We start from the raw sequence: 23,437 nt of genomic DNA, 5'->3' as shown, positions 1-23,437 counted from the left end.
GGTCAACTCCAAGCATCTACGAAACTGGTTTACCAACTGTTGCTACTGTACTTCATAAACTTGCAATCTGCTGTATCTGTCAATAGCTTTGTAAAGGTAAAAATTCTCCTTTGCTTGCACTACACCTGTCTCGTCATCGTCCGCCTCCTGTGAGAAGGTTTCATTAGCATCATCCGCATCTAACTCGCTCAAAATGCTGTAGTCTTCTTCGCATAATTCCAGATTGAAGGCGCTAAAGCAAAGTTTAAGAGTTTTTTGATCCACATTTGTATTCAAAGACCACAATCTACTCAATGTTTTATTGGAAACTTTCACGCGATCGCTTAACTCATCTAAGGTAAAGCGCTCTCCGTTGTTCTGTGCCATCTCCATAACCAAAATTGCTGCTTGCAACCGTTTTAAACCTGTAGAAGTCAGCAAAACACCCCGTCTTCGTCTAACTTTAGATTGTTTCATGTTGCTAGTATACTGTTGTTTGCTTTTATTTATCTTAATTGTCTTAACTGCTTTTATCGTATTTTTTTTTATACCAAAAAATTTTGGAAAACTTTCTGGCTTTTTCCAAATAGGCTACTTTTCCGGTTTTATGTAGGAAAAGTAGGAAAAGTACGTTTATGTAAAGCTTTTTGGGAATGACAGCAATTTTAATTTGCGATCTGAGATTCCTATTTGATTTTTGAAATACACGTAGGGTGGGCAATGTCCTCCACCATATAAAGCTTTTGTGCGGTATAGCCCTACCTACAGTACTGAGACTTTTTCACAAATCATTTAGGATTGGTATAGTAGGTTTATGCTTGTTACTTTATAACTTAGCTTAGCGATAAATACGACTGGCTTTATATGAGTCACAATTAGTTGTTAAGTATTAGTTATAGTAATCCTATTTGATTTATAAAATGTAGTAGGGTGAGTAATACCAATTCTTTTTAAAAGTCATATAGCCATAGATTTATTTTTATTTTGTTTACTCGTATAAATTTAATGTATTTTAGTACTAAGTAGAGAACCGCCACTCAGTACATTGTCATCGGAAGGATCTATTAACTAACACCACACCTTGGTCTAGAGTGAGGGAATGTTGAAGCGTCAGTCCTGTTCGTAAAATTCTCATAACAAGTATAAATACTTAAAACTTGGCAAATCGCGAAAAATTTGTAAAACTCGTATGGGTTATGGCAGAATTCTCGCGTAAATAGGGAAAAGAGCTTAAATAAAGCTGGAAGAAAACCTTATGCCTCAAAAAAGTATCATTGCAAACTTTCAGGGGGAAACCATCGGTCAATTAGCTGTTGGCAATTACGTTATTGATATTGGTTCGAGCCACGGTGCTATGGCAAATATAGCAACTGATGAAGAACGACCAACAACGCTCTCGCGCCCCGCACCAGTTTTGGTATCTGAAGGTTCTGTCGATCGCCTACTGGGTTGTCAAGAATTGGTAACAGAAGCGATCGCAGCCCTTGGAGTTGGTCAATCAGTGGAACTATACGGTTGTGCTGGTTTTGGGAAAACGACTCTTTTGAGTTGCTTAGCACATGACATACAATCCATGTCTCTTTTCACAGATGGTGTTATTAACCTGTCACTTACTCACCCATACGTAAGCGATCTGCTACAGGTTATTTGGGAAAAATACTATCAAAACAGTATTCCTTACAAACCAACTTATCGCGAAATCAAAGCACAAATTCAGCACAAAAAAGCTCTGGTAGTTTTAGATGATGATGATGAACTTATCCAAGAAGAGTTACAGGAGTTAATAAATTTTAAGAGCAATTTAACATTCCTAATAGCTTCCTCAAGAAAACGCCTCTATATAAAGGGACGTTCTCTCCCCCTCTCTGGTTTGTCACTTATTGATTCTATTTCATTAGTAGAAAAAGAACTGGGACGTTCCCTAACAAGGGAAGAATTTCCGGCTGCAAAATCGCTTTGTACTCTCCTAAAGGGACATCCCGTACACATACAGATAGCAGTGGCGAATATAGTAGAGGAAGGGCGATCGCTAGCTGAAATAGTGAGCCAACTACCATCGACTGAGCCTGTTCCTTATTTAATTCAACAAACTGTAGCAACACTATCAAAACCCTATAAGACCATCTTAGAATTATTACTAGTGATGGGAAGAGTTGGGTTAAAGAAAGAGCAAATTAGCGCGATCGCTCAAATCCATAACGCTGACCAGCTACTAGAAACACTCCAGCGGAGAAATCTCGTACAATTGCAGAATTCTCAGTACAAAATAACTCAGGCGATCGCAGAAGTTTTACCGTCACAGTGGAGACTAACAGAAATATTAGAAAATGCTATAGTATATTTTGTAAAATTTGCCGAACAATATCAGAAACAACCTAATTATTTATTAGTAGAAATTGATGCAACTGTACAGATTTTAGAAGTGGCAGTAAGAAACAGTCGGTGGCAAGATATACTAACTTTGGTTAAAGCAATAGAAAGTTCGCTAGCTTTAAGTAGGCGATGGAGTTTGTGGGAGCAAGTCCTACAGAGAGGACTACAAGCATCTCAAGCGGAACAATCTCGCGCTGATGAAGCTTGGGCTTTACATCAATTAGGAGTTCGCGCTCTGTGTTTAGAAGAAAACAGTACGGCTCATAAGTATTTAACAAAAGCAGTACGATTACGGGAATCATTAGGTGACACTACAGGAGTGACACTCACCAACCACAATTTGAATTGGCTAAAAAACTCTTCATTTCCATCATCTCCAAACGAAAACCAACAGATAGACGTACCCGATGCAGCAGAAACAAACGAGCAAACCAAACTGCAACCACCCCCACCGCAATTAGTCACGCGACTGAATCTTGTTTCCGACAATTCGTCACCCTCGAATAACCGTTTATACCAAAATACTTCTTTGCTTTCGCCAAGCCGGGTAGTCACTGTTGGAATTTTAGCGTCAGTAGGATTTTTGGCTTGGTCTAATTGGCATCGTTTTACACCTCCCCCACCGCAAAAGACAGAACCGACAACAACAATAACTCCGTCATCTGCTCCCAAATCTGAACCGAGTACGACTAAAACTCCTTTACCAAAAGCTGTCGAGTCCGTTCCTAGAACTAATACACAGTTAACCTTTCCCGAACATAAACCAGTTATAAATCCACCACTGACACCAAAATTTGACCAACAACCATCAACAATTATCAAACGTCAGACACCACAAATTGATACACCACCCGTACCAAGAAGGAAATCCATCCCCGAACCAGCCGTTTCAGCAACCCAACAACCACCAACCACACCGACCTCAACACCTACAGAAGAACCGACGCCTACACCAACGTTTTCGCCGTCACCATCAGTTGAATCTAATCCTCCAATAGAAGAACCAACACCTACACCAACTTTCACTCCAGTCCTGACACCCAATGTAGCACCGACAACATCATCCGTAGATACAGTTCCTTCCCCTGCTGTCACAGTGACGCCCCTGGAAAATCCAATGAGCAGTAATTAGGGACAGGGATTAGAAGCCAATCAGCCACCTCTCCCCATGAAAGAGAGGTCAAGGCTTTCTCACCAATTCGTATTTATCGTTCATATTATATAAGTAATCGAGATATATTGTTAACATTAGTAAAAAAGCTGAAAAAATTGGGGATAGTAACTGCTATGGGTCGCGTGGGCGTCTTGCTTCTTAATCTTGGTGGTCCAGATAAATTAGAGGATGTTGGGCCATTTCTCTATAATCTGTTTTCAGATCCAGAAATTATTCGCCTGCCATTCCCCTGGTTGCAAAAACCTCTAGCTTGGTTCATTGCCTCACGACGCACTCAAAAATCTCAAGAGAACTACAAGCAGATTGGAGGCGGTTCGCCATTACGGCGCATTACTGAAGCGCAAGGGGACGCCTTAAAAGAACAATTGTCCTCCCAAGGACAAGAAGCTAATATTTATGTTGGTATGCGTTACTGGCATCCTTACACAGAAGAAGCGATCGCCAAAATTACCCAAGACAAAATAGAACACCTTGTTATCCTACCTCTATATCCCCAGTTTTCCATTAGTACGAGTGGTTCGAGTTTCCGACTTCTAGAAAAACTTTGGCAAGAAGATCCAAAGCTGCAACAGATAGATTACACCGTTATTCCCTCTTGGTACAAACAACCGGGTTATCTCCAAGCAATGGCAGATCTGATAGCCCAAGAACTAGACCAACTTCCCAATCCTGACGAAGTTCATATCTTTTTTAGCGCTCATGGCGTTCCCAAAAGCTACGTTGAAGAAGCAGGCGATCCCTATCAGCAAGAAATTGAGGAATGCACCCGCCTGATTATGCAAACCCTCAACCGACCAAATCCCCATATTTTGGCTTACCAAAGTCGCGTCGGTCCGGTAGAATGGCTTCAACCATATACGGAAGACGCCATACAAGAACTAGGAGCAAAAGGTGTAAAAGATTTAGTTGTTGTACCCATCAGTTTTGTTTCAGAACACATTGAAACACTACAGGAAATTGATATCGAGTACCGAGAACTTGCAGAAGAAGCAGGAATTCACAACTTCCGCCGAGTATCAGCGCTTAACACCCATCCCGTGTTTGTGAAAGCACTAGCTGACTTAGTAATTGATGCATTAAAAGCCCCCAGCTTTAAGCTTTCGCAAGCCGCTCAAATGAAGAAGAAAGTAAGAATCTATCCACCAGAACGTTGGGAATGGGGAATGACCACCAGTGCAGAAGTTTGGAATGGTCGTATTGCTATGCTTGGCTTCATTGCGTTGATTATTGAGTTAATTACAGGTCACGGTCTGCTACATATGATTGGGTTGTTGTAGTGGTTAGTTGTCCGTCGTCATTTGTCATTTGATTAATCCTAATGACCAATGACTAATGACTAATGACTAATGACCAATGACTAATAACCAATGACCAATAATAAAAAAGCGCCCCAGAGATGGGGCGTTTGCGAGTCATCGCATTTAATTAAGCACTCATAACAGTAGACCAAAATTTAAATCTTGATAAGCTTATACCAATTGAAAAAAAGAATGAGACTGATTTTTGAGTGAAATTAAGTCCAAGCAAGACTTTATCAATCCAAAATCCAAAATCCACTCATGGTATTAGCCTTCAATCGCAGGAGCTTGTAAAGCTACAGGAGCAACATCATGGGAAGCCAAATCAAGGGGGAAGTTGTGAGCGTTGCGTTCGTGCATCACTTCCATACCTAAGTTGGCGCGGTTCAAGATGTCCGCCCAAGTACTAATTACACGACCTTGAGAATCAATTACAGACTGGTTGAAATTGAAACCATTGAGGTTAAATGCCATCGTGCTGATACCTAGAGCAGTAAACCAGATACCAATTACGGGCAAAGCACCCAAGAAGAAGTGCAAACCTCGGCTGTTTCTCCAAGAAACGTATTGGAATATCAAGCGCCCGTAGTAAGCATGAACTGCCATAATATTGTAAGTTTCATGCTCTTGACCAAACTTGTAACCGTTGTTGGCAGATTCAGTCTCAGTTGTTTCCCGGATGGGTAGAGATAGTATAGTGAATATGTCTGCTTTTACACTACAACCCGTCTTAATAGAGTGTGTCACTAATCGTCTCATTCAATATGTTATTAAAGAAATTCGTGAGTGGGAAATTAGAAGTCGATATTCTATACATCTCTTGAAAACTCATGCTCTTGTTAAAGCCAATACTAAAGATTATTTAAAAGACATCCAAATTCAGTTAATTCTTAATCCTATTATTCAAAAGTTATTATCTATATTTGGCAGTAAAGAGAGAATTGAAGAACAGTTAATGTCAATGGTTTTTGCGTTACGTGGTAAAAAGCCAATAGAGACAGGTTATGTATGCGGAAATATTGTCAATATCTTTCGTCAATTAAAGGTAGATTTTGACAAACGCTGCCGCAGATGATGAGTTCATTCCGTAAGTGGACATGAACTTCACCATACCGACTAAACTGCTATAGGCAGGCTCAACTTTTTTGTGATAAATACCGTGCTTTTGGCAGGCATTATCTAATGCATCGTTCCATTGAGAATAAGCAAAAGAAGACAGCATTCTTGCGTACTTCTTGCCTTTTTCTCGTAACTGTGCTTTCTTGCCAGAGAAGTCTAATCTTTCCGAAGCTATGGGAAGGTTGTAGTGTTTAGCCTTAAGAGCGATAAAGGTGGCAGCATCACTAAGAATTGCTTCTCGCTGATTGGAACTCAAAGAATGAAGGTCAATTTTGTCATCACCAAATTCTAGTAAATTACCTTGGGCGTCACATACTGCCCACCCAACGGAATCCGCATTTAAATCAATTCCAACATAACCAGAAAGGTACTCTGAGGTAATTTCTGGCTGGTTAATATCTGTCGTTGCCGCAACATACCAGCAATCATTTTTCCAAAAAAAACGAAGTGTGACAGCGCTGTATCCTACCTCCCACTTTCCGGTTTCATTTTTGGTCTTTACCTGATAACAGCGTGGGGAGATTGCCTCAATTAACTCGTGCGAACCGTGCTGAAAATTCAGTCCATCAATCCGAATATATTGACCGCCTAATCTTTCTTCTAAAGCGTAAGGAGTGCGGAGAGAAAGAAGAAATTTATCAGTGCTTTCCACATAGTCAAACTGTGCTGATTGATTGCCAGAAGACTCGTCCTTGCTACCAACAAGCAGAAAACCATTTGCGTCAGGCAAGACGTAATTAGGCGCTTTTGTAGTCAGATATTTAATTTGATTTTCTAATAGATTTAGTCTCCGTTTCTTTTGGTGTAAGCCAAACTTAGTGTCTTGGAGTTGTGTTGTTTGGCGCTCCTTTGCCCCAAGAGATCAAACCTTTTTGATTTTTATCTTTATAGCTGAAAAACCTTTCTTGGAGCGTGAGTATTTTTCTTTATTCTCCTGTTTAGCAAAGTCTTTAATCTGTTTTTCACGCTTTCTGATATCAGATTTAATTGATTGAATCTGACCTTCTAAAACTTTGATGTGGTTAGCTCTGTTCTTGTCAATGTTGGATACAATTCCTTGTACCTCGGTGTAGATAGAGCTAGCCCACCGTTTATTGACATTGAACTTAGCTTGTAATTCCTTATTGCATTCAAGCTTACTTTTCCCCTTAAGAATTAACTCTCTTGCGTAGTGACGAGCCGAGTCAACTAAATTAGAAAGAGCAAACAACTCACCCCAATGCCAGAATTCTATTTGAGCTGTATAAGTTTTAGTTGACTCTGCCACGTCTATCACCTCCCGTGTCATGTTCGATATATAATAATTATTATAAGTCTAACCGTTTTGACTGTCAACTATTAATTAAGGGAAATCAAAAAAATGCCTACACCTGAATGGAGACAAAGAAACGCGCACAAAAGCAGGCAGTATGCGGCAAAGTACAAAGAAAACAATACGGTTGCTACTGTCGTTCTTAAGCCTTGGGTTATCGAAGAAATAAACAAAATCAAAGACCCATCCGAGCCAATTGGCGGATGGGTTAGGAAACAGATCGAAGCTTGGGCAGAAAATCAAAGACTTAATGCGGAGTAAACTGGAGTAAGTTATATATCTCGGCAAAATATTAGATTTGCAAAGATATGCCCATATATTAGCGAGCAGCAGCCCGCCCCACCCCAGTTTTCAAGACTGGTTACCAACCATTTAGCGGCATCTTCCCTGAAGGGGTGTCTGACGGGACTTGAACCCGTTATGACTGGTTTCACAAACCAGCGCCGCGACCACTTTGGCCTCAGACACCACAGTGGAGCCAAGGGGACTTGAACCCCTAACCTTCCGCTTGCAAGGCGGACGCTCTAACCAGTTGAGCTATGGTCCCATTTAGCAGCAGTTGTAAGAGTTGAATCTGCAACCACCTGATTACTAGTTAAGTGCTTTGCCACATCTACACCAGTATTTGGTAGCGGAGGTGGGAGTTGAACCCACTGAACCTCGGCTTATGAAACCGTTGAGCCTTAACCGTTGCTCTATCTCCGCGAGTACCCCTGACAGGATTTGAACCTGCAACAAACCCGGTTTAAGCGGGCTACGTCTTCCACAGAGTACAGGGGCAAATGGTCGGGATGGTAGGATTTGAACCTACGAGGCACAAGGGCATCCGTTTTACAGACGGCTTCCTTCAACCAGACTTGGATACCAACCCGTGAGGAGTCCAGAGCGAGAATTGAACTCGCACTTTTGGCGGTTTTGCAGACCAACGCCCTACCGTTAGGCGATCTGGACATTTTTGGAAGCCGTGACGAGAGTTGCACTCGCTTCTCTCTAGCTGAGAACTAGAGCGACTTGTCTAGTCGTCCACACGGCTACACGGGGATGACGAGATTTGAACTCGTGACTTCCTGTTCGACAGACAGGCACTCTTAACCAACTGAGCTACATCCCCAAATGTGGCAATTATTAACTTTTCAAGGTTCTTCAGTGTTAACGCTATGCCTTTTACAGAGGCTTTGTGCTTCACTACATAAATACTACAATATAATACAAAGCTGTCAAGGGCATACTACAAATTTTTTTTAGAAGTGAGAGGGCAGTGTTTGGTAATTGCTGTATTGCCCTCTCTGACGGAGTTTACGGGAGTGAATTACTCATTTTCAGTCAGCCGTTGTGCATTCCAAAATTGTTCGGCAAAGGTAACTGCTGGGTGAATTGGCGCTTTAGGCTTACTTTTTAGTACCATTCCCGCTTCATGGGGTAAGCGATCGCCTTTGTTCTGGTTACAACGTTCGCACGCTGTGACAACGTTGTTCCAAGTATGCTGTCCACCTTTGGAACGAGGAATCACGTGGTCTAGGGTTAAACGTTTTGTGCTGCCGCAGTATTGGCAGGTATTACTATCGCGTTTTAGTACTTCACGACGATTCACGGCAGGTACTTTCCAGTGCCGTTCGGGATTGCTAACCGTTAAGCGGATGTGTTCGGGTACTTGTAGTACGATACTAGGCGATCGCACTTCCCACTGCTTTGTAGTACCAAAATTCAAAGATTCTGCCTGACCCGTGACCAGAAGCACGATCGCTCGTTTAATATTGATGCGTGCTATTGGTAAGTAGTTTTTAGAGAACACTACCACGGAATTTTGTAGTATGTATGGCTGACTTGGTGGTTGAGCTTCCATAAGTGAATTCACTCCTAAAAAAATAACCCCTGCTTCTGATAAGTTATCCAGGAGCAGGGGTCAGGTAGTTGATACTTCTTGACTTATACTGGTGCTATAAAACACTTGTACCTCCTACTCTGGATGAATTGGTCTCGGTTCAGATATTCAGCGTTAGCAGAACTTTCTGAAAGGAGCGCTCCAAAAATGCCTACACTTGCCCTCTTTGCGCCCAATAATAGATATGTTCCCTCAAACGCAAATAGCGCAATTGCGTCTATCCAACCCTGGCTGGGTCGGCAATGCATCACGCTAGTAATGGTTGAAGAAAATTTGCTTATCATTGAACTGTGTAGTATTTGTAATGGAGATTTAATTTTAATAATACAACTGTAGTATATTCTTGTCTACTTTTTCAACAGAACAAATCCCGTACAGCAAAGTTATTTACCAGAGATATGGCAACAGCTTATACCGAACTTTTTGTGTGTAATTGTCGTAGCCCTCTAGTTCTTGCCGCAAAAATTGCTCCTCAAAGTGAATCCGTATAACCAGTATTGTCATTGGAACGATCTCTAACAGAGCCGCAGCATAAGATTCTAACCATAAAGATATACCAACCATTACTAGAACCGTACCTGCATACATGGGATGCCGCACAATGCTGTAAACTTCCGGATCAATTACCGTTTGTTGTCGCTCTGTCTGATGTTTTACCGCAGTTGCTGCAAAAGTATTTGCCTTAAAGGACAGGGAGATAATCCACCAACCAATGACAAACAGGAGCAATCCTAGCACCGAAGCGATCGCGCACAGGACTGCACCCACTGTGACAAACGCCCCTAGACCTGGCGCACCGAAATAACGGTATAAGCTATTCTGAACCGTCACATACAGCGCCCCTTCGTACTGCATTTTATCAGGTAGCTCTAAAGTGTGGGCGAACTCCAGTCCCATAAACAATGCCACAAGAATGAGTGTTAGCAAACGCCAGATTCTAAGAAACATTATGACCACTTTCTGAATTGTTTAGCGATCGCCATAATTCTTTATATGCAACTCCGAAATGCTGTGACTTCTGAGTGTAATTTAAATTATCCATTTTTTAAATATAGTCAACCAATTAATTAAGAGCGATTTCTACTATGAAAAAAATAATGAAATGTGTAGCAGCTACATTTGTAATGTTATCTACTGTTGCAGTCACTAACGGGAGTGGAACAAACGGGGCTAGTTTTGCACTGGAAAGAACTGTACAACAAGGAATAGGTCAAACCGCACCAACATCTCAAGATAGTTTTCAATTAGCTCAAACTTCTGTTGGTTCTTGTGTAGTATCGGTACAATCGGGTTCAAAACTTAACGTTCGCAAAACTCCTAACACTAGGGGTGTAACTGTCGGTTCGTTGCAAAATGGCACTCGCGTTGCTCTAGGAGTTACTGATGGTAGTGAAGGCAATAATTGGACAAGGATTATTGCCCCCGTTGAAGGGTATGTTACGAGGTCTTTCCTCAAAAATTGCCGCACTCGTTGATAAATTGAAGATGGAAGATGTAACTGAGTTACTAACAAGGAACTAACCATATTGAAGAAGGCAGTGGCGATGAAAAGATTTCACCCCTAAGCATAAAAAAGCTGAAGTAGGGTGGGTATGAGTAATGCCTACCGTTTGATGTTGGTGGGCAATGCCCACCCTACGCTCTATTTTCAAGTCATTCATGGGAAAATCCCACAACCAAACATGAAAATATCTCTTTCCTAGTTCTCAATCATCAATCCCCATTGCCCCTTATCCCCAGAGGGGGCCCCGAGTTCCCCAATCCCTAGTCCCTCTAAATCCCTAATCTTTGGTAAACTTCCTCCAAATGTCTGAGATGGTTTTGGGGATCGAAACAAGCTTCAATTTCTGTAGTTGATAGCTTTTGGGTGACGCGAGAGTCGTTGGCAATTAATTCGCGAAAATTACCTTCGGGCTTATTCCATGCAGTATGAGCGTTTTGTTGAACGATCGCATATGCTTCTTCTCGGCTCAATCCCTTATCTACCAAAGCGAGTAGAACCCTTTGGCTAAAGACAACTCCACCGTAACAGTTTAAATTCCGCTCCATGTTTTCGGGATAAACCAACAAGTTTTTAACCAAGTCGGTTATCTCGTAAAGCATAAAGTGTGTCAAAATGCAAGCGTCGGGTAAAATCACGCGCTCGACAGAACTGTGAGAAATATCTCTTTCGTGCCATAGTGCAACGTTTTCCAATGCTGCTCCAGCATGGCTGCGGACAATTCGAGCCATTCCTGTCAGTCGTTCCGAACGGATAGGGTTGCGTTTGTGGGGCATTGCTGAGGAACCTTTTTGCCCTTTGGAAAAGAATTCTTCAACTTCCAAAACATCTGTTCTTTGCAAATTGCGAATTTCTACCGAAAATCTTTCAATGGAAGCAGCGAGTAAAGCCAATTGTTGCACGAAATCGGCATGGCGATCGCGTGAAACCACTTGAGTTGAGGCTGTATCCGGTTGAAGCCCAAGTTTTTGACAAGCAATTGCTTCTACACGAGGTTCGATATTGGCGTAAGTTCCCACCGCACCAGAAATCTTACCCACTGCAATTGTTTGGCGGACATTTTTCAGACGTTCTTGGTGACGCAAAACTTCTGCTAACCAACCAGCTAACTTAAAACCAAAGGTGATGGGTTCGGCGTGAACGCCATGGGAACGTCCAATCATCACCGTATTTCGATGCTCTTTAGCTTTTTGACGAATAGCATCAATTAACTCTTCCAAATGTCGCAACAAAATGTCCAAACTTACAACTAACTGTACTGCTAAAGCCGTATCTAGTACATCGGAACTAGTCAATCCCAAGTGAATGTAGCGTCCTGCTTCACCTACATATTCATTGACATTTGTGAGAAAGGCAATCATATCGTGGCGAACTTCAGCTTCAATTTCCAGTACCCGCTTCGGGTCAAAATCTGCCTTTGCCTTGATTTGTTCTACTGCTTGAGTTGGGATATAACCTAACTCAGCTTGGGCTTCACAAACAGCAATTTCTACTTGCAACCAAGTTTTATATTTATAAGCTTCCGTCCAAAGATTGCCCATCTCAGGCAAGGTATAACGTTCAATCACGATCTGCCACAGAGTACATACAACTGTCATATTCTACAAATAACATCGACCGTCTTGAAGGTCTTCTTCTATCTGGATACAGACAGTCGCGAAAATAATTCTACTTCTTTTGATTGTGGGTTCACAAGCTGCCTTACGTCAAAATGAAACAGCAAAGCTTCTCCAGCATTTCTCTTCTCAATAAGAAACTCAGCCTCTAGCTTGAACTAGGGGCTTTTTCTTAACTCAATATACCTTTAATTATCCCCAATTGCGCGATCGATACAAACTTGCAACTGTTCCGCAAGCACCTTAACATGAGGTTTTCTAAGCATTGTGAGATGATTCCCAGGAATCTGATGAACTTCTACTCCTCCTAGAGCAAGCTGTCCCCACCCCAAGCTAGAATCTCGATTGGTAGTTCCTGACTGAACGCTAGATTTAAAAAGAGTAACTCGGTTTGGGTAGAGTTGCGGGACATAACTGATGGTTGCTTGACTGTTAGCACGGAAAACATTCATCATGGGGCGAATAGTTAACTCGCGCAAAATCTGAGACTTCGATTCTTGAGTTATGACATTGCTTAAACTCAACTCTTGTAAATGAAAAGGTGATAACAAATTATTTCTCATCCAATCTGCAATTTGGTTGAGATAAGGAACCCGATCTATAAACCTATCAACTTGATGAGAATTCACTATTAAATATAAGTAATCAAACAAAAAAGACCAGATATATCTTGCTACTGTAGAAAACAGAAAATTGACACTATCCCCAAGAGAAGGTTGAAGACTAGAAACAGGAGCTACAGTATCAAGCATAGCCAATAAAGCAACTTCATATCCTGCTTTATAAAGTTGTTGAGCCATTTCAAAAGCAACCAAACCTCCAAAAGACCATCCTCCTAAAAAATAAGGTCCTCTTGGCTGTAGGGTACGTATGGCTTCAATATAATAAGCTGCCATATCCTCAATGTGTTTGAATGGTACGCTTTCACCATCTAGCCCTAGTGGTTGCAATCCATAAAATGGTTGATTTTTTCCTAAATGATAAGCTACTTCATAGTAAGGAAAGATTGTACCAAAGATAGGATGAATACAGAAAAAAGGAGGATTTGAACCATTGGGCTGAATTGATACTAGAGGAGACCAATGTTGAGTATATTGTTCTCGAACTAAAAAATTTGCTAATTTTTCAATTGTAGGATGTAAGAATAGAAAAGATAAAGGTAATTCTCGTTTAAATTCTTGATGAATATCTTCCATTAAACGGATAGCTAAGAGAGAATTACCACCTAAATCAAAAAAGTTATCTTGAATTCCTAGAGATTGGAGGTTAAGCGTTTTAGCCCAGATTTTTGCTAATTTAGATTCAACTGGAGTGCGAGGAGGGACAAAAACTTTATTGGCTGAAATTCGATCCAGATTATCGAGTGCAGGTAGTGCGCTATGGTTTAATTTTCCATTAGGTGTTAGCGGTAAAGAATCTAAGATAACAAAAGCTGAAGGGAGCGTATATTCTGGTAATTTTTCTCTTAAAAAATCTTGAAGTTCAACAATTGTTGGTCTATATTTATCCTGGGGAACAAGATAAGCTACTAACCACTTATCTCCAGAAACATTCTCCTTAACAACAACCACTGCTTTTTGGACTGCATGATGTTGGGTCAGTACTGTTTCAATTTCTTGTAATTCGATACGGAAACCGCGAATCTTGACTTGATTATCTATCCGTCCCAAAAATTCAATATTTCCATCAGGTCGATATCGTGCTAAATCTCCTGTTTTGAAAATAGGGGTTAGGGGATAGAGGTTTTCATACTTGGTTGTTTGTGCTGGCTGAAAATTGCTGACAGGATTGGGAATAAAGCGTTCTGCAGTTAGATTGGGAAGATTGAGATAACCACGTGCTAGCCCTGCACCAGCTATACATAACTCTCCAGTAATGCCAATTGGTACGGGTTGTAAATGCTTGTCTAATATGTAGACTTGAGTGTTAGCAATGGGATGACCAATAGGTGGTTTTTCACTGGGAATGCTTATTTCCGCTATGGTAGACCAAACTGTTGCTTCTGTTGGTCCGTAAGCGTTAAATAACTGACGGTTACGTCTCCACCAACGCTTGACTATATCACTCGTACAAAGCTCACCCGCACAAATGATGGTTTGCAGTGCGGGAAGTTCTACTTTTGGTAGAACTGCTAAAATAGCAGGTGGAAGGGTGACATGAGTAATTGCTTGTTTTTGCAGTAGTTCGATTAAGGATTGTCCTGGTAAAAGGAATTCTTTGTTTGCCAAGTAAAGAGTTCCTCCAGTTCCTAATGCCATAACAATTTCAAAAACTGATGCATCAAAACTTAAAGATGCAAATTGTAAAATGCGATTTCCTGGTTGTAAGTTGAATGTTTCAATTTGTGCCTGTACTAAGTTGTATACTCCTCGATGCTCGATAAGAACTCCTTTTGGTTTTCCTGTTGAACCTGAAGTGTAAATAATATAAGCTAAGTTATTAGGTGTGACATTGCTAGTTGGGTTTTCTTGACTTTGTTGTGCAATTGTTTTCCAATCTTTATCGAGGTAGACTACAATAGGAATGTTATTTGTTAATTGGCGATCGCTTATTTCTGAAGTCGTTAATAAAACTGATATTCGAGCATCTTCTAGCATAAATTTGAGACGCTCTAAAGGATATGTAGGGTCTAGAGGTAAGTATGCACCGCCTGCTTTGAGTATGGCCAAGCTACCTGCGCTCGCTTCTATGGAACGTTCCAAGCACAAACCCACTATAACTTCTGGTACAACTCCTTTTTGTTGCAAGTAATGAGCTAGTTGATTGGCACGGCTATTCAGTTCGTGATAGGTTAATTCTTGTTGTTCAAAAACAATTGCGACTGCATTGGGTGTTTGTTTAACTTGTGTTTCAAATAATTGATGAAAGTATTGAAGATTTTTTGTTTCTGAACCGCACCCTGTAGCGGATGGACGCGGATGAAAAGCATTTATTATCTGCGTTCGTCTGCTACAGGGTGCGGTTCCAAAATTAACTAATAATTGACGCAATTCTGCTTCTGTAAGCAATGGCAAATCTGAGAGTTTTTGTTGGGGAGCGGTAACTATACTTTCTAATATGGTTTGAAAATGCCCTAGCATTCGCGTAATGGTGCTGTCATCAAATAAATCTGTACTGTAGATAATTTGTCCTTTCAAGTTTTCTAAGTCTTGCCAGAGATGAAATTCTAGATCGAGTTTTGCTGTTTTGCTGTCGAATTCTAAAAGTGAGAGTGTTAACCCTGGTAACTCTAGGATTTCAACTGGTGTGTTTTGCAAACTGAAAACAACTTGAAACAATGGATGGCGACTTAAATCTCTTTCGGGATGCAGTTCTTCTACCAATTTTTCAAAGGTACAATCTTGATGGGCATAGGCTTCTAAAGTTACCTCTCGCACTCTCCCTAGCAGTTCCTGAAATGTTGGGTTACCTGAAAAATCGGTTCGTAGTACCAAGTTATTTACGAAAAAACCAATCAATCCTTCTATTTCACTACGATTGCGATTGGCAATTGGCGAACCTACTACAATGTCTTCTTGTTGGGTGTAGCGATAAAGTAAGGTCTGAAATGCTGCTAGTAATGTCATGAACAAAGTTACACCTTCTCGGCGGGAGAGTTCTTCTAACGCTTCTCTCAAAGATTTTGGTATTTGGAGAAACTGTTGCGCCCCCTTGTAACTTGGAACTTTTGGTCTGTTTCTGTCAGTAGGAAGATTTAGTATGGAGATGCCATCTAACTGCTTTTTCCAGTAAGTTAATTGAGTTTGTAGAGGTGAGAGTCCGTTTGCACCTGGTTCTTGCAGCCATTTGCACTGCCATTCTGCAAAATCTGCATATTGAATGGGTAATTCTGGCAAAGGTGTAGAGATTTTCCATGGCAGATTACTACAGGCGGTTGCGTACAAGACACCCAGTTCTCGAACAAGTATCCCAATTGACCAACCATCGGCAACAATATGGTGAAGATTGAGTAACAACACGTGTTCTGTTTCATCGCATCTTAGTAATGCGATTCGCATGAGGGGTCCGGTGCTGAGATGGAAAGGGCGTTGTGCTTCTTCAGTTGCCAAATGTTTGGCTTGTGTTTCTCGTTCGGTAATGGAAAGATGGTGTAAATCTATAACGGAAAGCGGTATGGTTAATGAAGGTGCGATCGCTTGCATGAGTTGTCCTTCCACCATTAAAAATGTAGTGCGTAAAGTTTCGTGACGACGCACGATTTCGTTGAAGGCTTGTTCTAAAGCAGTTACATTCAGCGAACCTGTTAAGCGAAGTGCTGCTGAGACGTTGTAGAGAGGGTTTCCCGGTAGTAATTGGTCGAGAAACCACAGCCGTTGTTGGGCAAAGGATGTCGGAAAGATAAACACTTCTGTATCTTCAGCAGTTGAGGGAGGATTTTGAGAAAAAGATGGGTTCATAAGCTGCTGAATACTTACCCTTACTACTTAACTTAACAACTGTAATCCCTTAGATTGTAACTTCTTCTCAATGTGCTGCATTTCTTCAATGGATTCTCCACTTACAATCCCGTAGATTTCTGTGTAAATATTTCCGTATTTGACTTTCTCTAAGGCTGATAGGATGATAAAATCCTTGCGCTCTAGTTCTGACTTTAAAGTCGTAAGAATGGAGTCTAGTGTTCCACTCATGCGGTAATCGGAAGAATATTTAGCGACTTCTTTTCCCAATCCTAATAAGGTTTGGCGCTGCAAACACAGTGGGGTTGAGCCGTTGATTCGGAAGTTGGCATCGATCGCATAAAGCTGTCCGTCTTTATCTTCTAATACGTCAAACCCTATCATGCCAAAATAACCCTGCTCGCGAGCATACTTTCCAATTGCGGCTATCATGTCATAGAATTTGCTCGTATTTGTCTCGCGGTAGTTAATCAATCCCCCTAGATAGTTTCCCTCGGGAGTAACGAGTTGTCTTGTAGTTCCGACAACCAGGATTTTTCCTGTTTTACTGAGGTAGAATTGTACGCAGTGATTCTCTACCACGTTCTTAACAAATTCTGAGACAATAATTGTATCTAGCAGTTGAATATCGAGATATTTCCTCAGTTCTTCAAAGCAGTAGTTCAGATCGCTGGTGCTTCTAATAATATAAGTACCTTCTCCCGAAAGTCCGTGGGATGTTTTGATTAAGTAGGGAAATTGTTCTGGTAGCTTAATGTCCTCTATGTTAACATCATGTAGATTGTAGCTTTCGTATTTCGGACATTGCACTCCTAAATGAGCTAGCGTCACTTTGTTCAACAAGCGGTAGTGAGTGTCAGGAGCGACAGCGTGTTTTTCAGGTTTCAGGCGATCGAAGGGGAAAAGAGTGATGAGTTTGTCAAAGCGATCGCTCTGACTGAGTTCATCAAGATAAACTGAGCAATGTAACAATTCCAAATTGGAGTACCTAAATCCAAAGTGCTCCTGCCAATATTGAATAAGTAACTTGGGCGGTGGCACAACAGCAATTCCCGGAACAACGTCGCCTAAAACAGCTAAATTTTTCCAAGGTTCTTTCTGGCAAAGTTTATCAAAAGATGTTTTATTGGCTTCACTACTACCGTCTTGAAGAAAGAATTTTTTTGTGTTAGGGTAAGCAGCCCAAGTCGCTGTAGCAGGGTAGTTAGGTAGCAATGCGTAACGTATATCTTTGATGTCTCTAGCAAACAAATCTGAAAAAGAATTTCCTTCAAAATCCTGAAAATCGTATGTTAATTCCATTAATAGTTATTTGTTATTTGTTAGTTGTTAGTAGGAGCACAATGCTGTCCGCCCTCACCTCGATCCGGTGGCTCCGCCTGGGAATGCCTTAAGAGAGGCTCCGCCTCCTATACTCAAGAGGTGCGAGGCAGAGCTTCGGCATCTGTATTCCCAGGCTCCTCCTGGGAACAAGAGATAGTTACCGATATTAACCTGCAGTGCGACTGATAATTCCAAGTTGGCGATCGACTAGATTAGAGTCATTAGTTTCATCAGAAAGCCCTGGAATAGGAACATCTACGTTTTCGCTATCGTGAACGGAATCATTCAAGTCATTCATATTCCCAGATTCTTTTTTATCTGCTGAAGGATCGATGACACTTGGGTCAGAACTTTCATGGACAGATAGATTGATAGGCTTACGTGGTTCCTGAGACATTTTTACCTCTTGGCTGAACTTGCATAAACTCACTTACTTAGACAAATTAAGACATAAACCATTGCTGTTCCCTCTAGCAAGGGACAGAACCGCAAGGAATAATCCACTGAAAAAGCTCATTACTCCTTTTTCAAAGAAGATAGCTTCATTCGCCGACTCTCGCGAGAAAGAGGAACTAAAGCTGGTGCTTGATTTTTGTCTTTATCCTTTTTTAAACTTTCCATAACCGGGGATAACTCTGCAACTGTCGGTGATTCAAACAGGCTACGCAAAGGTAACTCTATTTTAAAAGCGTCCCGCACTCTTGAGACAACTTGAGTAGCGAGTAAAGAATGACCGCCTAACTCAAAAAAATTATCGCGGATACTCAATCGCTTAATTCCCAAAACATCTGCAAAAATCTCGCTCAGTACTTTTTCAACTTCAGTTTGAGGAGCAACATAACTACCTGCTAATTCTGGTTCAATCTTGTTAGGTATAGGTAAAGCTTGGTAATCTATTTTACCGTTAGGCGTTAAGGGCAAAGATTCTAAGATAACAAAAGCCGATGGCATCATATACTCAGGTAGCTTTTGTGCTATGTACGTCTGTAATTGCGGTACTAATTGACGTGCTGCTTTTGCTTGTAAGGGATTATTTGCGTAAGAATGCCATGAACGCGGAGGTATCTTAGGTAAAGAAGTTGTTATTTGACTTCCTTGTTTTATAAAAATTACGTCATAACTTCCTTCATGGTTTGAATCCGACCAACTGATATTAATTTTGTAAGGTAAATTTTCACCGAGAAGATAAAAATCTTCTGGAGCGATACCTACGTTGTGGAAGCTTTGCAAAGCTTCTCTCATTTGAGCCACAGTTTTAAAATTTTCTGCACCTGATAACCATTGTGCTGTTTTTACTGCAGCGATAACTCTTGCATTTGGTACGTTGATGAGACTAACAGTTTCTGGTTGCTTTTCTGTTAAAAGCTGACGTAGTGCTGATATTGTTAACTGATTTTTATTCCAGTCGAGCCATTCTCTCTGTCCCTGTTGAAAATTAGGGGAATTCTCAAATCCGTCGTTACAGGATGAGTCAGAAGGAATTGTTTCAACTCCAATATGAAGAATGACGTTATAACGAAATTGAGTTAATTCATTTTGCGAGCATCCCCGCATTAATTGAATTTGTACGCTACTAATTTGTGGAAAGTGCTGGACTAATGCTTGGAAAAAAGCAGGCTCGATAACTAACTCTGTTTCTTGAAAAACTTGCATTTGTACCCTCTGTTGCAACTGTTCTCGCGTTAGAGTAGGTTCTGCTCGCTCCAATTGTACGGATGCATGAAAGGCTCGCAGTAATGGCAAATTTCGTACATCTCCTATAAATATAAAGCCGCCAGGAGCAGTAGCATGGACAGCACCTTCTAGTACTTGTAAAAGATAATCAATACTGGGAAAATATTGCACAACGGAGTTGAGAACGATCGCATCAAAAGTCCCTGCTTCAATTCCTTCAAAATCCGTAGCTTCTTTTTCAAACAATTTGACATGAGTTGAAGACACATTTGATAATTGCTGCTGTATGTAATTGAGTGCAGATTTAGAAAAGTCGGTTCCGTAGTATTGGGTACAGTGAGGTACAATTTTGAAGAGTAATAAACCTGTTCCACAACCAATTTCTAGTATTTTTTTAGGTTGTAAAGCTAGAATTTCATGAACTTGATTGTTCGCCCACTCCTGCATCTGTTCTATTGGAATAGGTCGAGCTGTATAACTGCTATTCCATCCCGTAATGTTAAATCTTGGGTCTATCTCTGTAGTAGGTTGATTGTATGTTTCGTTGTAAACCATCTGCCATTGCAAAATTTGCTCGTTCTGCAAAATAGGGAATTGCGATGCAGGAAGTAAAGAAAAATAGTTATTATTTAAAACAACATAAGCTATAAGATATTTTTCACTTGACGCATCCTCACGAGCCATAACAACTGTTTGCAACACAGATAGATGTTGACTTAACGCTGCTTCAATTTCTCCTAACTCAATACGGTAACCACGAATTTTTACTTGTTCGTCAAGACGACCTAAAAATTCAAGATTGCCATCTGCTCTGTAGCGAACTAAATCGCCAGTCTTGTAAAGTCTTGTTTCAGGGATAAATGGAGTTTTTGTTAAGTTTTCTAGAAATGAGGTTTGCGTTAATTCAGGACGATTGAGATAGCCTCGTGCTAGCCCATCACCAGCAATGTATAATTCTCCTGGAACACCAATCGGTACGGGTTGCAAATGTCGATCTAGGACGTATACTCTTGTGTTTGCGATCGCACGACCAATTGCTGGTACAGTATTTGTTTGTTGTCCAACCGGAACTTCACCGGATGTTGTGACAACAGTGTTCTCTGTCGGTCCGTAATTATTGACCACTTGGAATGTTGTAGTTATTGTCGGATACTGATGTAATTTATCGCCACCTACAAGCAATATTCGCAAAGCTGCATCTCGATCCCATTGCAATGACAACACTTTTTCTGCTAAAGGAGTTGGTAAAAAGCTAATTGTTATAGCTTTTGAGATGAGCCAATCTCTCAATTTTTCTGGAAAATACTTGATTTCATCATCAGGAAAATAAAGGCTTGCTCCTGCACTCAAGTAAGGCAATATTTCCCAACTACAAGCATCAAAACCAATTCCAGCTATCTGTGTAGCTTTGTCACTTGGGAAAACGGCAAACGCTTTTTGATGCCAAAAAATCAGATTTAATAATCCTTTGTGTTCGATTTCCACACCTTTGGGCTTTCCTGTAGACCCAGAAGTGTAGATAACATAGGCAAGGTTATTAACTGTAGTCTCACTAGTAGGGTTATCTTCTCTATGTTGAGCGATATTATCCCAATCTTTATCCAAACAGATAACTTGTGAATTTTGTTTACCTAAACGATCTAACCATCGTTCTTGAGTTAACAAAATTGGTACTTGGGCATCTGCAAGCATAAAACTTAAACGCTCGCTAGGATAAGCTGGATCTAAAGGTAAATATGCCCCACCTGCTTTTAAGATAGCTAGCATTCCGATGACAAAATCAAGCGTTCGCTCTACACAAAGCCCCACCAAAACTTCTGTACTAACACCACGATTTTTTAAATAATGTGCTAATTGATTGCTACGTTTGTTCAATTCATGATATGTCAAATGTAGAGCCGTCCCATGGTACGTCTCGATATCATCAAATACTAATGCCATCGCATCAGGATTTTCTTGAACTCGTTCCTCAAAGGGTTGATGAACGCATTTATCTTGTGGATAATCAATATCGGTGTTGTTCCATTCCACTAATAACTGATGTTGCTCGGTTTCGCTCAGAAGCGGTATTTCGGCAATGCGTTGTTGTGGATTGTTAACTATATTTTCTAGTAATCTTTGGAAATGCCCCAACATTCGGGCGATCGTAGCATCTTCAAATAAATCCGTACTGTAAATGACGAAACCGCTAATTCCTTCTGAATTATCAACCCATAAAGTATTTTCCGGATTTCTTTCCCACAAATGAAACTCTAAATCAAACCGTGTTGTTCTACTATCAAAGGGGATTGGCGCGATCGTTAATTCTGGTAATTCTAACGCTGACATTGGTGTATTTTGTAGTGCAAATACCACTTGAAATAAAGGATTTTGATTTAAATTTCTTTCGGGATGTAGTTCTTCCACCAACTGCTCGAAAGGTAAATCTTGATGAGCGTATGCACCTAAAGCCACCTCTTTCACTTGGCTCAACAACGAGCGAAAACTAGGATTTCCTGATAAGTCAGTACGTAGAATTAAGCTATTGACAAAAAAGCCGATTAACCCTTCTATTTCACGGCGATTGCGGTTTGCAATGGGCGACCCAACTGCAATATCTTCTTGGTTTGTATAGCGGTAGAGTAAAATTTGAAATGCTGCTAGCAGAGTCATGAATAAAGAAACTCCTTCTTGCTGTGAGAGAGTTTCTAGTGCCAAACTGAGATTTTTCGGGAGTTGTAGAAACTGTCTTGCGCCTCGGTAAGTGGGATTTGTTGGTCGCGGTTTATCGGTAGGCAAATTTAAAATGGAAAGACCATCCAACTGCTTTCGCCAATAATCTAATTGAATTTGCAAGGGCGCACGGCTATTTATCCCTACTCCTTGCAACCATTGACGTTGCCAATATGCAAAATCTGGATATTGGATCGGTAATTCTGGTAGATTTGTAGAGCTTCGATCGGCACCGTCTTTACAAGCTGTATAGAATGCTCCTATCTCCCGAATCAGGACTCCAATAGACCAACCATCTGAAATAATATGGTGCATATTTAGCACCAAAATATGTTCTTCTTGCTCGAGCTGTAGCAGGATGATTCTCAATAAAGGACCAGTTGATAAATTAAAAGGACGTTGAGCCTCTTGGGTTATTAGCCTTTGCGCTTCAGCTTCACGTTCAACCTGTGGCTGTTTCTGTAAGTCAATAACAGGTAAGGCAATCCTTAAAGAAGGTACAACAATTTGAACTGGTTGTCCTTCCCGCATCATAAAGATAGTGCGTAGAGCTTCATGACGCTGTACAATTCTCTGAAAAGTTTGTTCTAGTGCTGTTACATCAAGCTTACCAGTGAGACGCAATGCCGCCGGAACGTTATAGAAAGGATTGTTAGGAACTAACTGGTCAAGAAACCACAGGCGTTGTTGAGCAAAAGAAAGGGGGATATTTCCGTTGCGTGAAACAGGTTCTATGGGTGTAAGGGTCTGGTGGGTCGTGTTATGAGTTGACTTGAGAAATTCAATAATTTCTGCTTTTTGCGCTTGAATCTTTGCTTGCAGTGCTAGTGTCAAGGTTCCTTCAGGGGCGTTACAGTGAAGGATTTCGTCCTTAAGAAAAACTTGAATGTCTAATTGGCGAAGATACGCTAGAAACTCAATGATTTTCAAGGTTATACCCCTTCAGTAATCAGTGACCAGTGACCAGTGACCAGTGACCAGTGATTAGCAAAATTTACCAGTCACTATTAATCTGTAGATTTTTAACATACTTAAGCTTGTAAACGAATCAGCCCTAAGGGTGATTGGTATTATCTA

15 protein-coding genes, 6 tRNA genes and 1 pseudogene are annotated in these 23,437 nt (G+C 40.9%); 5 read left to right on the top strand and 17 right to left on the bottom strand.

What is annotated here, in order from left to right:
* Positions 1-42: 42 nt before the first annotated feature.
* Complete coding sequence (locus ACKTT2_RS09505) at positions 43-456, bottom strand: hypothetical protein (protein WP_407886028.1); 414 nt, start codon at positions 454-456, stop codon at positions 43-45.
* A gap of 778 nt (positions 457-1,234) precedes the next feature.
* On the opposite strand from ACKTT2_RS09505, the gene ACKTT2_RS09500 reads away from it, so the two are divergent.
* A complete protein-coding gene (locus ACKTT2_RS09500) occupies positions 1,235-3,484 on the top strand; it encodes an NB-ARC domain-containing protein (RefSeq protein ID WP_407886027.1) in 2,250 nt (749 codons plus the stop codon).
* A gap of 155 nt (positions 3,485-3,639) precedes the next feature.
* On the top strand, positions 3,640-4,803 hold the full coding sequence (gene hemH / locus ACKTT2_RS09495) for a ferrochelatase (protein WP_407886033.1): 1,164 nt from the start codon (positions 3,640-3,642) through the stop codon (positions 4,801-4,803).
* 288 nt (positions 4,804-5,091) lie between these two features.
* Here hemH and ACKTT2_RS09490 read toward each other — a convergent pair.
* Positions 5,092-5,508: pseudogene (locus ACKTT2_RS09490) on the bottom strand (photosynthetic reaction center family protein); the annotation flags it as partial.
* Here ACKTT2_RS09490 and ACKTT2_RS09485 point away from each other — a divergent pair.
* On the top strand, positions 5,474-5,899 hold the full coding sequence (locus ACKTT2_RS09485; RefSeq protein ID WP_407886035.1) for a hypothetical protein: 426 nt from the start codon (positions 5,474-5,476) through the stop codon (positions 5,897-5,899). The pseudogene ACKTT2_RS09490 and the gene ACKTT2_RS09485 overlap by 35 nt on opposite strands.
* Here the strand turns inward: ACKTT2_RS09485 and ACKTT2_RS09480 are convergent.
* On the bottom strand, positions 5,864-6,673 hold the full coding sequence (locus ACKTT2_RS09480; protein WP_407886025.1) for a hypothetical protein: 810 nt from the start codon (positions 6,671-6,673) through the stop codon (positions 5,864-5,866). The genes ACKTT2_RS09485 and ACKTT2_RS09480 overlap by 36 nt on opposite strands.
* A 132-nt stretch (positions 6,674-6,805) precedes the next feature.
* Complete coding sequence (locus tag ACKTT2_RS09475; protein WP_407886022.1) at positions 6,806-7,210, bottom strand: SSO2105 N-terminal domain-containing protein; 405 nt, start codon at positions 7,208-7,210, stop codon at positions 6,806-6,808.
* Between the two features lie 93 nt (positions 7,211-7,303).
* Between ACKTT2_RS09475 and ACKTT2_RS09470 the strand changes: the two genes are divergently transcribed.
* Complete coding sequence (locus ACKTT2_RS09470) at positions 7,304-7,516, top strand: hypothetical protein (protein WP_407886020.1); 213 nt, start codon at positions 7,304-7,306, stop codon at positions 7,514-7,516.
* Between the two features lie 133 nt (positions 7,517-7,649).
* On the opposite strand, the gene ACKTT2_RS09465 is transcribed toward ACKTT2_RS09470, so the two are convergent.
* The 8 genes from ACKTT2_RS09465 to ACKTT2_RS09430 all read right to left on the bottom strand — a co-directional run bounded on the left by ACKTT2_RS09465 (position 7,650) and on the right by ACKTT2_RS09430 (position 10,085).
* Positions 7,650-7,723 (bottom strand) — tRNA-His (locus tag ACKTT2_RS09465).
* A 5-nt stretch (positions 7,724-7,728) separates the two neighbouring features.
* Positions 7,729-7,802 (bottom strand) — tRNA-Ala (locus ACKTT2_RS09460).
* A gap of 161 nt (positions 7,803-7,963) precedes the next feature.
* Positions 7,964-8,035, bottom strand: a tRNA-Leu gene (locus tag ACKTT2_RS09455).
* Between the two features lie 3 nt (positions 8,036-8,038).
* Positions 8,039-8,127: transfer RNA gene (locus ACKTT2_RS09450), tRNA-Tyr, on the bottom strand.
* A 5-nt stretch (positions 8,128-8,132) separates the two neighbouring features.
* A tRNA-Cys gene (locus ACKTT2_RS09445) sits at positions 8,133-8,206 on the bottom strand.
* A gap of 85 nt (positions 8,207-8,291) precedes the next feature.
* Positions 8,292-8,366: transfer RNA gene (locus ACKTT2_RS09440), tRNA-Asp, on the bottom strand.
* A gap of 198 nt (positions 8,367-8,564) precedes the next feature.
* Positions 8,565-9,098, bottom strand: a complete 534-nt coding sequence (locus ACKTT2_RS09435; RefSeq protein WP_407886018.1) for an HNH endonuclease — start codon at positions 9,096-9,098, stop codon at positions 8,565-8,567.
* Positions 9,099-9,524: 426 nt separating this feature from the next.
* On the bottom strand, positions 9,525-10,085 hold the full coding sequence (locus ACKTT2_RS09430; RefSeq protein ID WP_407886016.1) for a methyltransferase family protein: 561 nt from the start codon (positions 10,083-10,085) through the stop codon (positions 9,525-9,527).
* 137 nt (positions 10,086-10,222) lie between these two features.
* On the opposite strand from ACKTT2_RS09430, the gene ACKTT2_RS09425 reads away from it, so the two are divergent.
* The gene (locus tag ACKTT2_RS09425; protein WP_407886014.1) at positions 10,223-10,612 is read left to right on the top strand and encodes an SH3 domain-containing protein; all 390 of its coding nucleotides are present in this window, start codon (positions 10,223-10,225) and stop codon (positions 10,610-10,612) included.
* 298 nt (positions 10,613-10,910) lie between these two features.
* Here ACKTT2_RS09425 and purB read toward each other — a convergent pair whose 3' ends face one another.
* From purB to ACKTT2_RS09400, 5 genes are all read right to left on the bottom strand, one after another.
* On the bottom strand, positions 10,911-12,206 hold the full coding sequence (gene purB, locus ACKTT2_RS09420) for an adenylosuccinate lyase (RefSeq protein WP_407886030.1): 1,296 nt from the start codon (positions 12,204-12,206) through the stop codon (positions 10,911-10,913).
* Positions 12,207-12,442: 236 nt separating this feature from the next.
* Positions 12,443-16,651 (bottom strand): non-ribosomal peptide synthetase, encoded by a 4,209-nt coding sequence (locus tag ACKTT2_RS09415; protein ID WP_407886012.1) that lies wholly within the window; start codon positions 16,649-16,651, stop codon positions 12,443-12,445.
* A gap of 27 nt (positions 16,652-16,678) precedes the next feature.
* Complete coding sequence (locus ACKTT2_RS09410; RefSeq protein WP_407886009.1) at positions 16,679-17,953, bottom strand: ATP-grasp domain-containing protein; 1,275 nt, start codon at positions 17,951-17,953, stop codon at positions 16,679-16,681.
* A gap of 187 nt (positions 17,954-18,140) precedes the next feature.
* Positions 18,141-18,371: a hypothetical protein gene (locus ACKTT2_RS09405; RefSeq protein ID WP_407886007.1), complete on the bottom strand. Its 231-nt coding sequence runs from the start codon at positions 18,369-18,371 to the stop codon at positions 18,141-18,143.
* 119 nt (positions 18,372-18,490) lie between these two features.
* Positions 18,491-23,290 carry a non-ribosomal peptide synthetase gene (locus ACKTT2_RS09400; protein WP_407886005.1) on the bottom strand — a complete coding sequence of 1,600 codons (4,800 nt, stop codon included), beginning with the start codon at positions 23,288-23,290 and terminating at the stop codon, positions 18,491-18,493.
* Positions 23,291-23,437 lie beyond the last annotated feature (147 nt).

It is taken from the genome of Scytonema hankhaensis NUACC26 (genome assembly GCF_045865695.1).
Lineage (GTDB): Bacteria > Cyanobacteriota > Cyanobacteriia > Cyanobacteriales > Nostocaceae > Scytonema.
This window is presented reverse-complemented; position numbering and strand designations above follow the sequence as displayed.